This is a genomic window from Vitiosangium sp. GDMCC 1.1324 (assembly GCF_003044305.1).
Classification (GTDB): domain Bacteria; phylum Myxococcota; class Myxococcia; order Myxococcales; family Myxococcaceae; genus Archangium.
This window is the reverse complement of the sequence record NZ_PZOX01000001.1, coordinates 301,704-315,874: the sequence shown is the minus strand read 5'-3', so window position 1 is coordinate 315,874 and position 14,171 is coordinate 301,704. Positions and strand designations below refer to the sequence as shown.

13 protein-coding genes are annotated in these 14,171 nt (G+C 68.6%); 4 read left to right on the top strand and 9 right to left on the bottom strand.

The features are described from left to right. Positions 1 to 129: 129 nt before the first annotated feature. The 3 genes from DAT35_RS01150 to DAT35_RS01140 form a co-directional block, all read right to left on the bottom strand. Positions 130 to 798 (bottom strand): O-methyltransferase, encoded by a 669-nt coding sequence (locus DAT35_RS01150; RefSeq protein WP_108065004.1) that lies wholly within the window; start codon positions 796 to 798, stop codon positions 130 to 132. Positions 799 to 912: 114 nt separating this feature from the next. Continuing rightward, positions 913 to 1,824, bottom strand: a complete 912-nt coding sequence (locus DAT35_RS01145; RefSeq protein ID WP_108065598.1) for a LysR family transcriptional regulator — start codon at positions 1,822 to 1,824, stop codon at positions 913 to 915. 64 nt (positions 1,825 to 1,888) lie between these two features. Then, a complete protein-coding gene (locus DAT35_RS01140; RefSeq protein WP_108065003.1) occupies positions 1,889 to 3,196 on the bottom strand; it encodes a radical SAM protein in 1,308 nt (435 codons plus the stop codon). 160 nt (positions 3,197 to 3,356) lie between these two features. On the opposite strand from DAT35_RS01140, the gene ald reads away from it, so the two are divergent. From ald to DAT35_RS01120, 4 genes are all read left to right on the top strand, one after another. Continuing rightward, positions 3,357 to 4,490, top strand: coding sequence for an alanine dehydrogenase (gene ald, locus DAT35_RS01135; RefSeq protein WP_108065002.1), 1,134 nt, complete (start codon positions 3,357 to 3,359; stop codon positions 4,488 to 4,490). A gap of 203 nt (positions 4,491 to 4,693) precedes the next feature. Further along, positions 4,694 to 5,365, top strand: coding sequence for a sigma-70 family RNA polymerase sigma factor (locus tag DAT35_RS01130; RefSeq protein ID WP_108065001.1), 672 nt, complete (start codon positions 4,694 to 4,696; stop codon positions 5,363 to 5,365). 79 nt (positions 5,366 to 5,444) lie between these two features. Further along, on the top strand, positions 5,445 to 6,272 hold the full coding sequence (locus tag DAT35_RS01125) for an anti-sigma factor (protein ID WP_108065000.1): 828 nt from the start codon (positions 5,445 to 5,447) through the stop codon (positions 6,270 to 6,272). A 185-nt stretch (positions 6,273 to 6,457) separates the two neighbouring features. Beyond that, positions 6,458 to 8,161: a response regulator gene (locus DAT35_RS01120; protein ID WP_108064999.1), complete on the top strand. Its 1,704-nt coding sequence runs from the start codon at positions 6,458 to 6,460 to the stop codon at positions 8,159 to 8,161. A gap of 57 nt (positions 8,162 to 8,218) precedes the next feature. Here DAT35_RS01120 and DAT35_RS01115 read toward each other — a convergent pair whose 3' ends face one another. From DAT35_RS01115 to DAT35_RS01090, 6 genes are all read right to left on the bottom strand, one after another. After that, complete coding sequence (locus DAT35_RS01115) at positions 8,219 to 9,361, bottom strand: hypothetical protein (protein ID WP_108064998.1); 1,143 nt, start codon at positions 9,359 to 9,361, stop codon at positions 8,219 to 8,221. After that, positions 9,358 to 10,128 (bottom strand): type III pantothenate kinase, encoded by a 771-nt coding sequence (locus DAT35_RS01110; RefSeq protein ID WP_108064997.1) that lies wholly within the window; start codon positions 10,126 to 10,128, stop codon positions 9,358 to 9,360. The genes DAT35_RS01115 and DAT35_RS01110 overlap by 4 nt, the downstream gene beginning before the upstream one ends. 15 nt (positions 10,129 to 10,143) lie before the next feature. Then, complete coding sequence (locus DAT35_RS01105; protein ID WP_108064996.1) at positions 10,144 to 11,148, bottom strand: biotin--[acetyl-CoA-carboxylase] ligase; 1,005 nt, start codon at positions 11,146 to 11,148, stop codon at positions 10,144 to 10,146. A 105-nt stretch (positions 11,149 to 11,253) separates the two neighbouring features. Continuing rightward, positions 11,254 to 12,579 (bottom strand): homoserine dehydrogenase, encoded by a 1,326-nt coding sequence (locus DAT35_RS01100; RefSeq protein WP_108064995.1) that lies wholly within the window; start codon positions 12,577 to 12,579, stop codon positions 11,254 to 11,256. 18 nt (positions 12,580 to 12,597) lie between these two features. After that, positions 12,598 to 13,200, bottom strand: a complete 603-nt coding sequence (locus tag DAT35_RS01095; protein ID WP_108064994.1) for a hypothetical protein — start codon at positions 13,198 to 13,200, stop codon at positions 12,598 to 12,600. A gap of 3 nt (positions 13,201 to 13,203) precedes the next feature. Then, on the bottom strand, positions 13,204 to 14,124 hold the full coding sequence (locus DAT35_RS01090; protein WP_108064993.1) for a HEAT repeat domain-containing protein: 921 nt from the start codon (positions 14,122 to 14,124) through the stop codon (positions 13,204 to 13,206). Positions 14,125 to 14,171 lie beyond the last annotated feature (47 nt).

Here is a 14,171-nt window from a genome sequence, read left to right as displayed (position 1 = left end):
GCGCTCGACGCGGGCCCTCCGCCGCAGACTCGGCTTCCGACTCCGACAACCTCCTCCGGAAAACCCACACCTGGAACACCATTCCCTCTTCCCCCTCAGAGAGGAGAGGGAAGCCCGGCGAGCATCCGTTCAGCGCGTCCACATCGCGACGTCGAGGCCGTCGCCCATGGGCACCTTCACGGCGAAATAGGGGCTGCGCTCGCGGTGCACGTACTGGAGGTACGGCGTGAGGACCTCCGGCATGAGATCGATGTCATCCGCGATGATGAGGCTGCCCGTGCGCAGCTTCGGCTCGAGCAACTGAAGGACCGGCAGGTACAGCCCCTTCCAGCCATCCAGCAGCACGAAGTCGACATCCGGCTCGACGTCGCGCAGCGTCTCCCGGGCATCGCCTTCCCGCACCTCGACGATGTCCGACAGCCCCGCCTCGGCGAAGTGCTCCCGGGCACGGCGCACCTTGTCGGGCTCCAGCTCGGTCGTCACCAGCGTTCCCCCGCCAGAGTCCTTCAACGCCGCGGCGAGGAAGATCGTCGAGATTCCGAACGACGTCCCGAACTCGATCACGCGACGGCAACGGCTGGTCCGGACCATCATGTAGAGCAGATGGCCCACGTCTCGCGAGACGGGCATGAAGGCCCGTCTCAACATCCCGGCCAGTTCACGATCATCCAGTGGCCCCTTCCGTCGTCTGGCCTCCGCCATCGCGGGTTCGAGGACCTCTGGATCGATTTTCTCGGCCTGCGCATAGAGCCGGTCGAGGACAGCAGCAACAGGTTCACTCTGAAGTGAGTTCGGCATGGAAATCCTCCGTGACGTGAAGTCGGAGGACACTCTTTCCACGCGAGGTGTTTTCCACCAGTGCAATGACCGCATTGCATCATTGCGTCCAGCGCAATCCTCACAGCGAGGCACTCACTTCTTCCGACGGCCCTCGCTGCCACACACGCGGCGAACGCACTCCCTGAGCCAACGGTGCCCGCCGTCCGCATCGAACCGAGGATGCCAGGCCTGGGAGATGACGACCGTGGGCAGGGTCGCGGGCAGGGGAATCGTCTTCAAGCCGAGGGCCTCGCAAACGCGTTCCGAGCTCCGCTCCGGAACGGCCACGATCATGTCCGATCCGGCGGCGAGGACCAGCGCGGCATACATGGACGGCAGTGCCAATGAGACCGTCCGTGTGATGCCCATGCCCGCGAGGGTCTCGTCCAACGGGCCGCGCAGCTTGCCCCGGCGTGAGATGGAGATGTGCGGATGAGCGGCGAGCCGCTCGAACGAGTAGCGTCCCCGCAGGATCGGATGGCCGCGCCGCACCACGGCGGCATACCGATCGCGAAACAGCGTCTGGAGACGAACCTCGGGGCCCATCGCGCCGATGACTCCCACGTCGAGGTCCACCTGACCGTCGCGGAGTGCTCCGACGTCTTCTTCGCCCTCCGGGACGAAGCGGGTCACGACACGTGGAGCCTCTTGTTGAAACAACCGGGCGAGAGACTCGGCGAACATGCCGGCAATCCCATCGTGCGCCCGAATCGTGAAGACGCGGTCGAGCGTCGCGGGCTCCAGCTCGCCGGCCGGTCGAAGCAGTCCCGAGGCCTGCTCCACGACCTCGTGCACGCGGCCGCGCAGTGCCAAGGCATGAGGCGTGGGAACGAGCTTGCGGCCCGCGCGCACGAGGATCGGATCTCCCACGGCCTCGCGGATCCGCGTCAGGGTCCGGCTCATCGCCGGGGCACTGAGATTCATCCGCCGGGCCGCACCGGTCACGCTGCCCTCCTGGAGGAGGGCATCCAGCGCGGTGAGCAGGTTCAAGTCGAGGGATTGCATGGAGCGCAACTCTACCGCCCGAGCGTTGTCCTGTTGGACAACCTCGAGCCGGAAGGTGCTCCCGTTACTTCCGCGCGCTGGCCGCGTTCTGCCGCTCGTCGAGCCCTCGCGCGAAGTTCCCTATGATCAGCCCCGGCCGGGCTGCCTTGAGCCGGCGCAGCAGCTCGCGGATGCCCACGGGCTCTCCACCGGGGCCCTTGTCGCGCGCCACCTCCAGGTACTGGATGGGATCGATGCACAGCGAGCGCGTCTGCACCTGGTCCACCTTGTACTTCTTCACCAGCCGCTCCAGGGCCTTCACCTCGCCCTCGCGATCCGTGACGCCCGGGAAAAGCAGCAGGTTGAGCGCGAGGTACGCGCCGCGCTTGCGCGCCAGCGCGATGGAAGCCTCCACGTCCTCCCAGCCGTACTTCACCGGCTTGTAGTAGGCCTCGTAGAGCTCCTTCGATGCCGAGTTGAGCGACACGCGGATGGCATCCAGCCCAGCGTCGAAGAGCGCCTCGAGTCCCTGCGTGAGGCTCGCGTTGGTGTTGATGTTGATGGAGCCCTGCGAGGTGCGCTCGCGCATGTAGCGGATGGACTCGGCGATGAACTTCCACCGGGTGAGCGGCTCGCCCTCGCAGCCCTGGCCGAAGCTGACCATGGTGCGGCCGGGAGCGTTCTCCAGGTGGTACAGGCCGATCTGCCCCATCTCCTCGGCGGTGGGCCCGTCGTTCATACGCTCGTGCGACGCGGGCGGCCCGTCCGCCGGCTGATCCGAGATGCAGCCCACGCAGCGCGCGTTGCACATCACCGACGCGGGGATGGCGCCCTCGTCACGCACGTAGAAGATGTTCTGCGAGGTGAAGCACCGGTACAGCATCGCGCACGTGGTGAGTTGCTTGAGCACGCGGTTGCCGGGGAAGCGCGCCAGGTGCGCGTCCACGAGCTTCTTCAGCTCCGGGGTGGAGTACTTCTCCGGCTCCCAGTGCGAGCGTGTATCGGTGTGGATGGCCCACGCCACAGGCCCGTCCTCTCCCCACGCGGCGGCGGTATAGGCCCACTGCGGCAGCACCGGACCATCGGCCTTCACCTCGCCGGGAAGGAAGGTGCGCGTGTAGCCCGGCGGCAGCAGCGCCCCCACTGCGCTGGGCACAAATGTCTTCCCGTTAACCTTCATCTCGCGCACCAGCTCCAGCTCACCGGTCTCGGGATGGATGCCCACCGGCAGGCGCCCCGGCAGGTGGACGAGCCGGCCAGCGGACGGCAGCGCAATGGGCTTGTCCTGCGTGGGAACGAGCTCTTCCCCGCTGCGCAGAGTGGCGAGCAGGTAGGGATGCTCCATCACCCGTCCCTTCGGGTCCGCGAATAGAAGCTTCGGTGCCAAAGTCATGACCTCGTTAACTATCACTGCCGGGCGGGCCATTCGACGCGCCGCGCATTCACGAGCCGTACGGCTCCTTGCCGGTGCGCGTCTTGACTCGCCCTAGGCCCCTGCCTAGGGTCCGCCCGCTTTTGCGTCCCTTATTGCGGACAATTCGGAGGCATCTCAAGTGATCGTCGGAGTTCCCAAGGAGATCAAGACCCGCGAGTACCGTGTCGGCATGGTTCCGGCGGGCGTTCGTGCTCTCACCAGCGCGGGCCACACGGTTCTGGTCGAGACGAACGCCGGCGTTGGCTCCGGCATCCCCGACTCGGAATACCAGCGCGTCGGTGCGCAGATCGTCCAGAGCGCGGACGAGGTCTGGAAGCGCGCCGAGATGATCGTCAAGGTGAAGGAGCCCATCGCGCCCGAGTACGAGCGCATCCAGGAAGGGCAGATCATCTACACCTATTTCCACCTGGCCGGCGTGGACCCGGAGCTCACGCGCACGCTGGTGAAGAAGAAGGCCGCGGCCGTGGCCTATGAGACGATCCAGCTGGAGGACGGCTCGCTGCCGCTGCTCAAGCCCATGTCCGAGGTGGCCGGCAAGATGGCCATCCAGGTGGGCGCCGCGTGCCTGGAGAAGGCGCACGGCGGCAAGGGCATCCTCCTGGGCGGCGTGCCGGGCGTGCGCCGTGGCCGCGTGGCCGTCATCGGCGGCGGCGTGGTGGGCACCTGCGCGGCCAAGGTCGCCGTGGGCATGGGCGCCGAGGTCACCATCCTCGACATCAACCTCGAGCGGCTCACCTACCTGGACGACGTGTTCCTCGGCCGCGTGGCCACCCTGGCCTCGGACACCGAGAGCGTCGCCAAGACCGTGCGCGAGGCGGACCTCGTCATCGGCGGCGTGCTCATCCCCGGCGGCAAGGCGCCCAAGCTCGTCTCCGAGTCCCTCATCGCCGAGATGAGCCCCGGCTCCGTAGTGGTGGACGTGGCGGTGGACCAGGGCGGCTGCATCGAGACGTGCGTGCCCACCACCCACGACAACCCCACCTTCGTGAAGCACGGCGTCGTCCACTACTGCGTGGCCAACATGCCCGGCGCGGTGCCGCAGACCTCCACCTACGCCCTCACCAACACCACCCGGCCCTACGCCCGGAAGATCGCCGACATGGGTCTCGTCGAGGCCGTCAAGGCGGACAAGGCGCTCGCCCGCGGCCTCAACACCTACAACGGCCACGTCACCTACGAGGCCGTCGCCAAGGACCTCGGCTACAACTACCTGTCCATCTTCGACGCCATCGGCTCCAAGCCGGCTCGGTAGTCAACACTGCGACACCCTGACGGAGGGCTTGTTCCCAAAATCAGGGAATAATTCCCGCCGTTAGATGTCTCCCGCCCGCCGGGGCAGCCGTGCAAACGGCGCCGGCGGGCTTTGTGTTGTTGCCCACTCTGTTCCCGTGCATACATTGCCGGGTAGGTAACGACTCAATTGCCTGTGATTTCGGGCCTCTGGAAGGCGGGAGCATGCTGGACTTCAGGCAGAACAACCGGACGAAAGCGGAATTCGAGGAATTGGCCCTGGCACACCTCGACCCCCTGTACTCCGCGGCCCTGAGGCTGACGAAGAACGAACGGGACGCCGAGGACCTGGTGCAGGACACCTGCATGAGGGCCTACCGCTTTTTCGACAAGTTCGAGCGAGGCACCAACATCAAAGCCTGGCTCTTCAAGATCCTCACCAACACCTTCATCAACCGCTATCGGCGCAAGGTGAAGGAGCGCAGCGTGGTGGAGGGCGTGGAGCGCGAGGCCGTGCACGAGCGCTTCGTGAGCCGGGACGCCACGGACTTCGCGGCCAACCCCGAGCAGTACTTCTTCGACCGGCTCCTGTCGGACGACGTGCTCAGGGCCATCGACGCGCTGCCCATCGACTTCCGGCTGGTGGTCATCCTCGCGGACCTGCAGGAGTTCTCCTACAAGGAGATCGCGGAGATCCTCGAGTGCCCCGTGGGCACGGTGATGAGCCGACTCTTCCGCGGCCGCAAGCTGCTGCAGAAGACGCTGCGCGAGTATGCCGAGGGCACTGGCGTGCTGCGTCAAGAGGGTGGCGCCGAGGGTGCGAACGCGGGTCCGGCCAATGCTCCGGGCTCGGCGACGAGTCTCGACGAATACCGCCGCAGGAAGAAGGTGGGGTAGATCGAGGTTGATGGCCCCGGAAATATTTCTTCACGATATTTCCACCCGGGCCCTCCACCATTGCCCGCCCTGAGCGCTCATGACCTGCCAGGAACTCGATTCAATCCTGTACCCGTACCTCGACGGTGAGTTCCAGACCGACGAGCGGTTGGAAGTGGAAGCGCATCTGACCGGCTGTGCCGAGTGCGCACGGCGGGTCAATGAAGAGACTCGGATGCAGCAGTCGCTGCGCCGGGCCGCGCGGCACGCCGTCGAGACCACCCGAGCTCCGGACACCCTGCGCGCCCGCATCCAGGTGGGCATCCGCGAGGAGCAGCGCCGTGCCTCGCAGGCCTGGTTGTTGCGCGCGAGCGCCGCGGCCGTGGTGGTGGTGATGGCCGGCGGCACGTGGCTGGCCCTGCAACCCAAGCAGCACCAGCGCTTCATGGAGGACGCCGCGCGGCGGCACGCCAAGAAGCTTCCGACGGAGATCGCCGGTACCTCGCACGAGAAGGTGGAGGCCTGGTTCGACGGCAAGCTGGATCATCGCGTCTCGGTGCCCCGGCTCCCCGACGTGCATCTGTCCGGCGCGCGCATCTCCAACGTGACGGATCGCCCCGCCGCGTACATCAGCTACGAGCGCAACCCGGAGACTCAGGGCGCGCCGGCCAAGCGCATCGGCCTCTTCGTCTTCGACGACGCCCGGCGCGAGGTGGAGGCTCCTCCCCTGCCCTCCGTGCAGGTGGGCTCCAGCCTCGGCTACAACGTGGCCGTGTGGCGCGAGGGCGAGGTCGTCTACGAGCTGGTGTCGGACCTGGATGAGACGGACATCCGCCGCATGATCGCCGAGCAGGGGGCCCAGAAGAGCAAGCCCGCGCGACCGGTGACGCCGGATGTGCAGGCCCGGCCCGTGTCCCTGCAGCCCTGAGGGCCGAGGGCCCGCACTGGGGCCGCTCGCTCGCCTGAGGGGCTGGACTCCTGGAAATCCGACAGGACCGAAGATTGACGGTCCCGGTAGGCACCGATAGCCTCCCCGAGCGACTTTTCCAGAGCCGCCGTTCCCTCGTACCGACGCGGGACGCGCACGCCCTCCCTGGTCCGGCAGCCCTTCTCATGTCCAAGAACATCCTGATCGTCGAAAGTGACACCGCCCTCTCCGCGACCCTGCATCAGGCCCTGGAGGCCCGGGGCTTCGCGGTGCAGGAGACCACCGACGGCAAGGGCAGCGTGGAGCAGATCCGCCGCGACCGGCCGGACCTGGTGGTGCTCGCGGTGGACCTGTCGGCGGGCCAGAACGGCTACCTCATCTGCGGCAAGCTGAAGAAGGACGATGATCTCAAGACGATCCCCATCGTCATCATCGGCAACCCGGACGGTTTCGCGCAGCACCGCAAGCTGAAGGCCCACGCGGACGACTACGTAGCCAAGCCGGTGAACGCCGACGAGCTGGTGGAGCGCGTGGGTGGGCTGATCGGCTTCCCGGAGCTGCCCGCGGGCGAGCTCGTCGACGACGGCCTCGCCCTGGGCGGGCTGGACGGGCTCGGCGAGGAGCCGGTGCAGGGCGAGGAGCTCGCCATCGAGGGCGAGCCGCTGGAGAGCCACGGCGAGGAGCTGGCGCTGCTGGACAACCCCTTCGGCGACAGCGTGGATGAGCCCGTGACGGGCAGCTTCGAGGAGCCGGTGGAGGCTCCGCCGGAGCTGAGCTCGCCGGAGGACGACTTCTCCGGGCTGGACAGCCTGAGCAGTGGCGAGGACGACAACGCGCTGGATTCGCTGGGCATGGACAGCGACAAGACGGTGGTGGGCTTCATGCCGACCGCCCCCGCGCCCACGCCTCCCCCGGCGGCCCGCCCCACTCCGGTGGTTCCGCCGGCCCCCACCCGCCCCACGGCTCCGCCCGTGGCCGCCACGCCGGTGGCGCGCCCCACGCCCACGGCTCCGGCCACCCCTCCCCGCACGGCTCCGCTGAGCACGCCCTCGGCCCCGGCCATGTCCGCGGCGGACGCGGCCGAGCTGCGCAACCTGCGCGCCCGCGTGGCCGAGTTGGAAGGCGCCCTCGAGGATGCACGAGGCCAGGCCAGCACCGCGGAGACGCGGGTGCAGGAGCTGGAGTCCGAGCTCGAGACCAAGACGACGGAGCTGGAGACGGTGAAGGCCTCCGCCGGCAAGAACGACTCGGCCACCCTGGCGCTGCGCGAGGCGTCCAACCGGAAGGATCGGGAGATCCTCCGGCTGAAGACGGAGCTCAACCAGAAGGAGCAGGAGATCGTCGAGCTGCAGGATCGCCAGCTCGCGCTGGAGCAGCAGGCCAGCGGCGCCACGGATGAGATCGCCCGGCGGGACGCGGAGCTCAAGACGCTGAAGACGAAGGCGGACCAGCTCATGGCGGAGCGCAAGCGGGTGGAGCAGCAGCTCGCGGCGGCCAAGGAGGAGGCGCGTGGCGCCACGGCCCGCGCCACGGCGATGCAGACCGAGCTGGAGCAGTACCAGGCCCAGGCCGGCGAGGTGGAGGAGCTCCGGGTGCGCTCGGAGCAGCTCGATGCGGACCTGGCGGCGACTCGGGGCGAGGCGGACAGCCTGCGCGAGGAGCTCGAGGCGGTGAAGGCGCAGACGAGCACCGAGGCCGACGAGCTGCGCAAGCGGATCGCCGAGATGGAGGAGTCGGTGGCGCGCAACGAGGACCGGGTGGCCCGGCTCTACACGCGCATCAAGGCCGACGAGAAGCTGCGCGAGAAGACGAAGAAGGCGCTGGCCATCGCCACGCAGCTCCTGGAGGAGACGCCGGCGGGTGCGGACGACGAGGAAGCCGTCGCCTGAGGAGGGCCCGGGTGAGGGTCTTCCCCTCGCCTCCGAGCCCCCTGCTCCACCCGAGCCCTACTTCTCGTCCTTCTTGGGCTCGTTCTTCTTTTCCATCATCTTCTTGGCCACGCCCTGGAGCGCGGACGGGACGTTCTTGTCCCGGCTGAGCTCCTTGACGTCGTTCTCGCGCAGGGTGTTGAGGAACTTCATGCCCACGGAGAGCGGCAGCTTGGGGTTCTTCAACAGCGCGATCTTGATCTTGTAGTTCTTCGTGAACTCGCGGCTGTTGTAGATGATGCGCAGCACCTCCTCGTTGACGGCCTTATTGCTGGCGCAGTTGAGGACCTCGCCGTCGGTGATGCGGGGGCTGCGGATGACGGCGGTGCAGACGAGCTTGTTGGTGTCGCGGATGAGGAGGCTGCGGGCTTCCTTGTTGCCCAGCGTCGCGAGCTTGATCTTCTCCGCGATGCTCATCTTCATGACGCGCTGGGTGAGGTTGAGCTTCTTGCCCTCCGGCATGGGCGCGGCCTCTTCCTCCTTCTCTTTGGCCACGTCCTCCTGGAACTCCTTGAGGACCTCCTCGGCGGTGGGGCCGGGATCCGGCGGAGCGGCGACGGCCTGGGGACCGAAGAGGCGGACCCGCGCGGCCTGCATCTGGGGCACGTCCGCGAGCACCAGGCCGCTGCGCACCGCGAAGTCGCAGACGTTGTCGAGCAGCGCCGGGCTGGCGTTGGGGTTGGTGCAGAGGTTGCGGATGATGTTCTCGTGGCGCAGCACGCGCAGCTGGTTCTGCCCGATGATCTCGGAGATCTTCGCGCTGCAGTCGCGCGCCGCCTCGGCCACGGCCTCGTCGGGCGTGGTGGGGTTGAGCACGAGCATCTCCGCGAGGGCGTCCCTGGAGCGCAAGAGCGTCAGGAACCAGCCCAGCACGGGGGCCGCGACGTTCTCATCGCGCAGGCCCGCGGAGAAGCGATCCGGGAGGGCGGCGGCCGTCTTGGCGGCGGTCTCTCGCACCCCCGCGTCCGGATCGAACGTGAGCATGAAGAGAGCACCGAGCATGTCCGCGGGCGCCAGTGGCACCAGGGCCTTGGCGGCCATCATCCGCAGGGGCGCGGGCGCGGCCGGATCCACATGCTTGCGCATGTTGGGCGGAAGGATCTCCGCCGAGATGGGACAGCCGCCAGCGGCCGCGGGAGAGATCTGGGGTTGGGTGCTCATGAAGCGTGATTCCTTCCGTAGATGATGCGGAGACCCTCGAGCGTGAGGAACTCGTCGACTTCGTGGATGAGCCGGGACTCGCTGGCCACCAGCGGCGCGAGGCCCCCCGTGGCCACCACCCGCACCTCGAAGCCGAGCTCCGTCTGCATGCGGGCGCAGATACCATCCACCATGCCCACGTAGCCGTAGAAGAGGCCGGACTGGATGGAGTGCACGGTGTTGCGGCCCACCACGTGTGGGGGCCGGGCGAGCTCGACCCGAGGCAACTTGGAGGCGTTCTGGAAGAGCGCCTCCATGGAGATGTTGATGCCGGGGCAGATGGCGCCACCGAGGTACTCGCCCCGGGGCGTCACCGCGTCCAGCGTGGTGGCGGTGCCGAAGTCCACGACGATGAGGCCGCGGCGGTGCTTGTCGTAGGCGGCCACCGCGTTGACGATGCGGTCGGCCCCCACCTCGCGCGGGTTGTCGTAGAGGATGGGCATGCCCGTCTTCACACCGGGCCCGACGAACATGGGGCTCGTCTTGAAGTAGCGCTCACTCATCCGCTCCAGGTTGAACTGCAGCGGCGGCACCACGCTGGAGACGGCCACCGCGTCCACCTGGTCCGCGTCGATGCCGCTGGACTGGAAGAGCTGGCGCAGGAGGATTCCGTACTCGTCGGAGGTGCGGCGGGCGCTCGTCTCCAGGCGCCAGTGGTCCAGGAGGCGCTTGCCGTCGTACACCCCGAGGACGGTGTTGGTGTTGCCAACGTCGATGGCGAGAAGCATGGCTCGCCGCGCAGTCTAGCGGGGCCGCAGTTGCTCCACATCCCCGGCGAGCACCCTTTCCAGAGCGCCTGCCCCCGTCCTCACCAGGAGTGCACCGGACGTGTCGATGTCTTCAGCCACACCGCGCAATTCCGACCGGTCCGTACGCACCAGCACCTCCTGGCCGAGCGTGGACGACAGCTCCTTCCAGCGCTGGCGCACCGGATCGAAGCCCACCTCGTGGTGCAGGTCCAACCACTCCTCCAGGCGGCCCCAGAGGGCGGCGGTGAAGAGGGCACGGTTGACGCGCCGCCCCAACGCCTGGGAGAGCGACGTGGCGGTGGTGGCCACCTCGGGTGGGAAGTCCTCGGGGCCCGCGTTGAGGTTCACCCCGATGCCGAGCACCACGAAGTGCACCCGCTCCGGCTCGGCCGACAGCTCGGTGAGGATGCCCGCCACCTTGCGGCCGCCCACCTGCACGTCGTTGGGCCACTTGATGCGCGCCTCCGCGTCTTCCTCGCGCAGCGCCTCGGCGAGCGCCACCGCAGCCACCAGGGTGAGCTCCGGAGCGCGCTGCGGCGGCAGCTCCGGCCGGAGGATGGCGGAGAAGTACAGGTTCACTCTCGAGGGGGACACCCACGTGCGGCCCCGGCGGCCCTTGCCCGCCGTCTGCTGCTCGGTGATGACCACCTCGCCGTGCTCGGCCCCGTCCGCGGCCAACCGGAAGGCGGCCTCGTTGGTGGACGGCAACGACTCGTGGAAGTGGATGCTCTGCCCCAGGTGGTGCGTGGACAGCAGCGGCGCCAGTTCCAGCGGCGAGAGCCGATCCGGCACGTCCACCAGCCGGTAGCCCCGCGCGGGCACGGCGTCGATGCGGTAGCCCTTGCCCCGCAGCGACTGCACGTGCTTCCACACCGCGGTGCGTGACAGGCCCAGCTTGGCGGAGAGCGCCTCGCCCGAGGTGTACTCGTCCCGCCCGTCCGCGAGGAAGCCGAGAATGAGCTCCTGCTGTGTCTGCTCGGCACTCTCGGTGACACCCATACCGCGAACCTCCCTGGAAAAGGGTTCCCAGGGTAGGGATCGCCGCCCCGGCTTTCAACAGCCCCGCCGGGTAGGAGACATCCGCCTGCTTCTCTGCCTGCCGTCCTACTGCGCGGCCAGCAACACTCCCGGGTCCTCTTCAATGCGGATGACCTGGGTAGGTGCACGTGTGCTGCTCAGCGAGTCGATCCACCGCACCGCGGCGAGCACATCCGCCTCGCGCGTGGCGTGGGTGAAGACGACGATGGTGGCGCGGGCGTCCTCGGGGCGCGGGGGGCGCTGGAGCACCGAGTTGATGCTCACCCCCTTCTCGCCCAGCACGCTGGCGATACGCCCCAGGACGCCGGGCTCGTCGCTGACAGAGAAGCGCAGGTAGACGGGCCCCCGCCGCTCCCCGGAGGGCAGCAGCGGCACGTCCTGCACGTTCGGCGCGACCGGCAGGGGCAGCCGTCCGGACACCCCGGCCAGCAGGTTGCGGCAGGTGTCGATGATGTCGGACACCACCGCACTGCCCGTGGGCAGGGCTCCAGCGCCCCGGCCCGAATAGAGCGAGGCCCCCAGCGCCGCGGACTGGAGCAGCACCGCGTTGAAGGCACTGCTCACGTCCGCCAGAGGGCTGGCGGCGGGGATGAAGGCCGGGTGCACGCGCACATCCAGCCCATCCGCGGCCCGGCGCGCCCGGGCGAGCAGCTTGAGGACATAGCCCGCCTCGCGCCCATAGGAGATGTCCGTGGGGGTGAGGCTCGTGATTCCCTCCACGAGGATGGACTCGGGAGACACGCGCGCGGAGAAGGCCAGCGAGGCCAGCAGGCACAGCTTCTGCGCCGCGTCCATGCCGCTCACGTCCAGCGTGGGATCCGCCTCCGCGTAGCCGAGCTCCTGCGCGCGCCGGAGCGCGTCCGCGTACGTGGCCCCCTCGTTCGCCATGGCCGAGAGGATGAAGTTGGTGGTGCCGTTGACGATGCCGGTGAGCGACTCGACCCGGTCCGAGGCGAGCGCCTCGCGCAGCGTGCGGATGATGGGGATGCCGCCGCAAACGGCGCCCTCGAAGTGCACGTCCACCCCGCGCGCCAGCGCCCGCGAGAACAGCGCCTCGCCATGTGCGGACAGCAGTGCCTTGTTGGCCGTCACCACGTGGCGGCCCGAGGCAATCGCCTGCTCGAGGTACTCGCGCGAGGGGCTCAACCCGCCCATCACCTCCACGACGACCGAGACCTCCTTGTCCTCGAGGATCGTCTTGATGTCCTGGGTGATGAGCGAGGAAGGCACGTCCTCGGGCCGGGACTTGCCCGGCGTGCGCACCAGCACGTGGCGCACGCGCACCTTCGCGCCCAGACGCCTCTCGATGTCCTTCGCGTGGTCGGTGAGGATGCGGTACGTCCCCAGTCCCACGTTGCCCAGTCCCAGCAGCGCGATGCCGATCTCTTTCATGAACCTCGTCCCCTGTTGTCAGCTGCCCGAGCCCTGCAGTTTATAGGACGCCAGCTCCAACCATGTCTGCGGAACGCGCTCGCCGTTGCTCTTCTCCGCGGACACCTCCACACGCACCAGCCCCACGCCCTCCGCGAAGGTGAGCGCGTTCACCAGCGTGGTGGTCGCATCCACCCGGTTGCGCGCCTCCACCCGCACACAGTGCTGGAAGGAGCCCGCGGGCGCCTCGCAGGGCACTCCTGACTGGAGGATGCGGTAGCGCTCGGTGGAGGACACCGACACCACGTTCGTCCACTCGGTGCCCGCGGCGAGCGGCCCGCGCAGCAGGTAGCGCTTGCGATCGCGGATGCCGAAGCCATCCACGGCGAGCTGCCCCCCCTGGTTGTCATGGAAGTACCCGTCCTCCTCCTTGAGCACCTCCACGTCCACGGTCCTGTCCGCACGGCCGTTCACCCGGTACGTCCAACGGTTGCCCACGGCCAGCGGGTAGTACTCGCCCAGGGACTCGGAGGGGCGCGACTCGGACTCGGCGGCCACGTGCTGCCGGCCCGCGCATCCACCTGCTCCCACCACCAGCGAGGCCCCGAGACCCACCCGTACGACGACAGACAAGAGCTTCATGTATCAGTGTTCCGCGCGGTCCGCGCCGCGCGCCTCCGGAGTGGCCAGCTTGTGTGATGCGTAGAGTGTGTCGAGCGCCTGCTTCGCCGCGGCCTGGACGTCCGGCTGATCATGTCCCTGGGCCACGGTGAAGAGGTACGCCTCGGCCTCGGCGCCACCCAGCTCCCCGATGGCGAAGACGACCTCCTGCACGAAACCGATCTCCCGGTCCTTCACCAGCTCGATGAGCGCGGGCACGGCGGAGCGGGCCTTCATCTCCACCAGCGCGCCGATGGCCTGGCGCACCTGCTGTGGATCCTCGTCCTGGAGCTGGCGGATGAGCAGCGGCGCCGCCGCGGGGTTGCGCCGCTCGGCGAGCACCCGCAGGGCGAACTCGCGCACCCGCTCATCCTGCGACTGCAAGTCCTGGAGCAGCGCCGCGTCCTCGCGATCCGCCGCCCCCATCTGAAGCCCGGCGGCCTCGGCCACCTGGGTGAGCGCCCGCCGGAGCGCCTCGCGCAGGGCCTTGCGCCGCGCCTCGGCGCCCTTCGTCTCCACCCGCACCTCGCCCAGCCCCACCACCTGGTAGCGCTGCGGGGGCTCCACATCGCGCCGCTCCAGCGACAGGGTGGCCCCCACCTCGGCGAAGGAGTACGTGCTGCCGTCCCGGAGCGACTCGCGGGTGAAGGGCAGCTCGAGCGTGAGCGACCAGGCGCCCTGCACGGGCTTGCCCTTCTTCCCCTCCTCGAGCAGCTCGAAGCGGTGGCTGTCGCGCAGCGTGCCAGCGAAGAGCTCCTGGACCTCGGACGGAGCCCAGCCGAGCAGGCCGTTGTCGACCACCGTCGCGCCCTTGAGAGAGACGTGCTCCACCGGGAAGCGCGGCTCCCGCGAGCGACAGGCGCCGAGCATCAATGCCACGAGGGTGATGAGCAGGCCGGGCTTCATACCGGCCTACCCTAACCCAGTCTCGCGCTCCCCTCACCCAAGGAGAG

Excerpts from the sequence above, each read along its gene's own strand:
- DAT35_RS01150 (WP_108065004.1), bottom strand. The coding sequence starts at position 798 with ATGCCGAACTCACTTCAGAGTGAACCTGTTGCTGCTGTCCTCGACCGG.
- DAT35_RS01145 (WP_108065598.1), bottom strand. The coding sequence starts at position 1,824 with ATGCAATCCCTCGACTTGAACCTGCTCACCGCGCTGGATGCCCTCCTC.
- DAT35_RS01140 (WP_108065003.1), bottom strand. The coding sequence starts at position 3,196 with ATGACTTTGGCACCGAAGCTTCTATTCGCGGACCCGAAGGGACGGGTG.
- DAT35_RS01130 (WP_108065001.1), top strand. The coding sequence starts at position 4,694 with ATGCTGGACTTCAGGCAGAACAACCGGACGAAAGCGGAATTCGAGGAA.
- DAT35_RS01125 (WP_108065000.1), top strand. The coding sequence starts at position 5,445 with ATGACCTGCCAGGAACTCGATTCAATCCTGTACCCGTACCTCGACGGT.
- DAT35_RS01120 (WP_108064999.1), top strand. The coding sequence starts at position 6,458 with ATGTCCAAGAACATCCTGATCGTCGAAAGTGACACCGCCCTCTCCGCG.
- DAT35_RS01115 (WP_108064998.1), bottom strand. The coding sequence starts at position 9,361 with ATGAGCACCCAACCCCAGATCTCTCCCGCGGCCGCTGGCGGCTGTCCC.
- DAT35_RS01110 (WP_108064997.1), bottom strand. The coding sequence starts at position 10,128 with ATGCTTCTCGCCATCGACGTTGGCAACACCAACACCGTCCTCGGGGTG.
- DAT35_RS01105 (WP_108064996.1), bottom strand. The coding sequence starts at position 11,148 with ATGGGTGTCACCGAGAGTGCCGAGCAGACACAGCAGGAGCTCATTCTC.
- DAT35_RS01100 (WP_108064995.1), bottom strand. The coding sequence starts at position 12,579 with ATGAAAGAGATCGGCATCGCGCTGCTGGGACTGGGCAACGTGGGACTG.
- DAT35_RS01095 (WP_108064994.1), bottom strand. The coding sequence starts at position 13,200 with ATGAAGCTCTTGTCTGTCGTCGTACGGGTGGGTCTCGGGGCCTCGCTG.
- DAT35_RS01090 (WP_108064993.1), bottom strand. The coding sequence starts at position 14,124 with ATGAAGCCCGGCCTGCTCATCACCCTCGTGGCATTGATGCTCGGCGCC.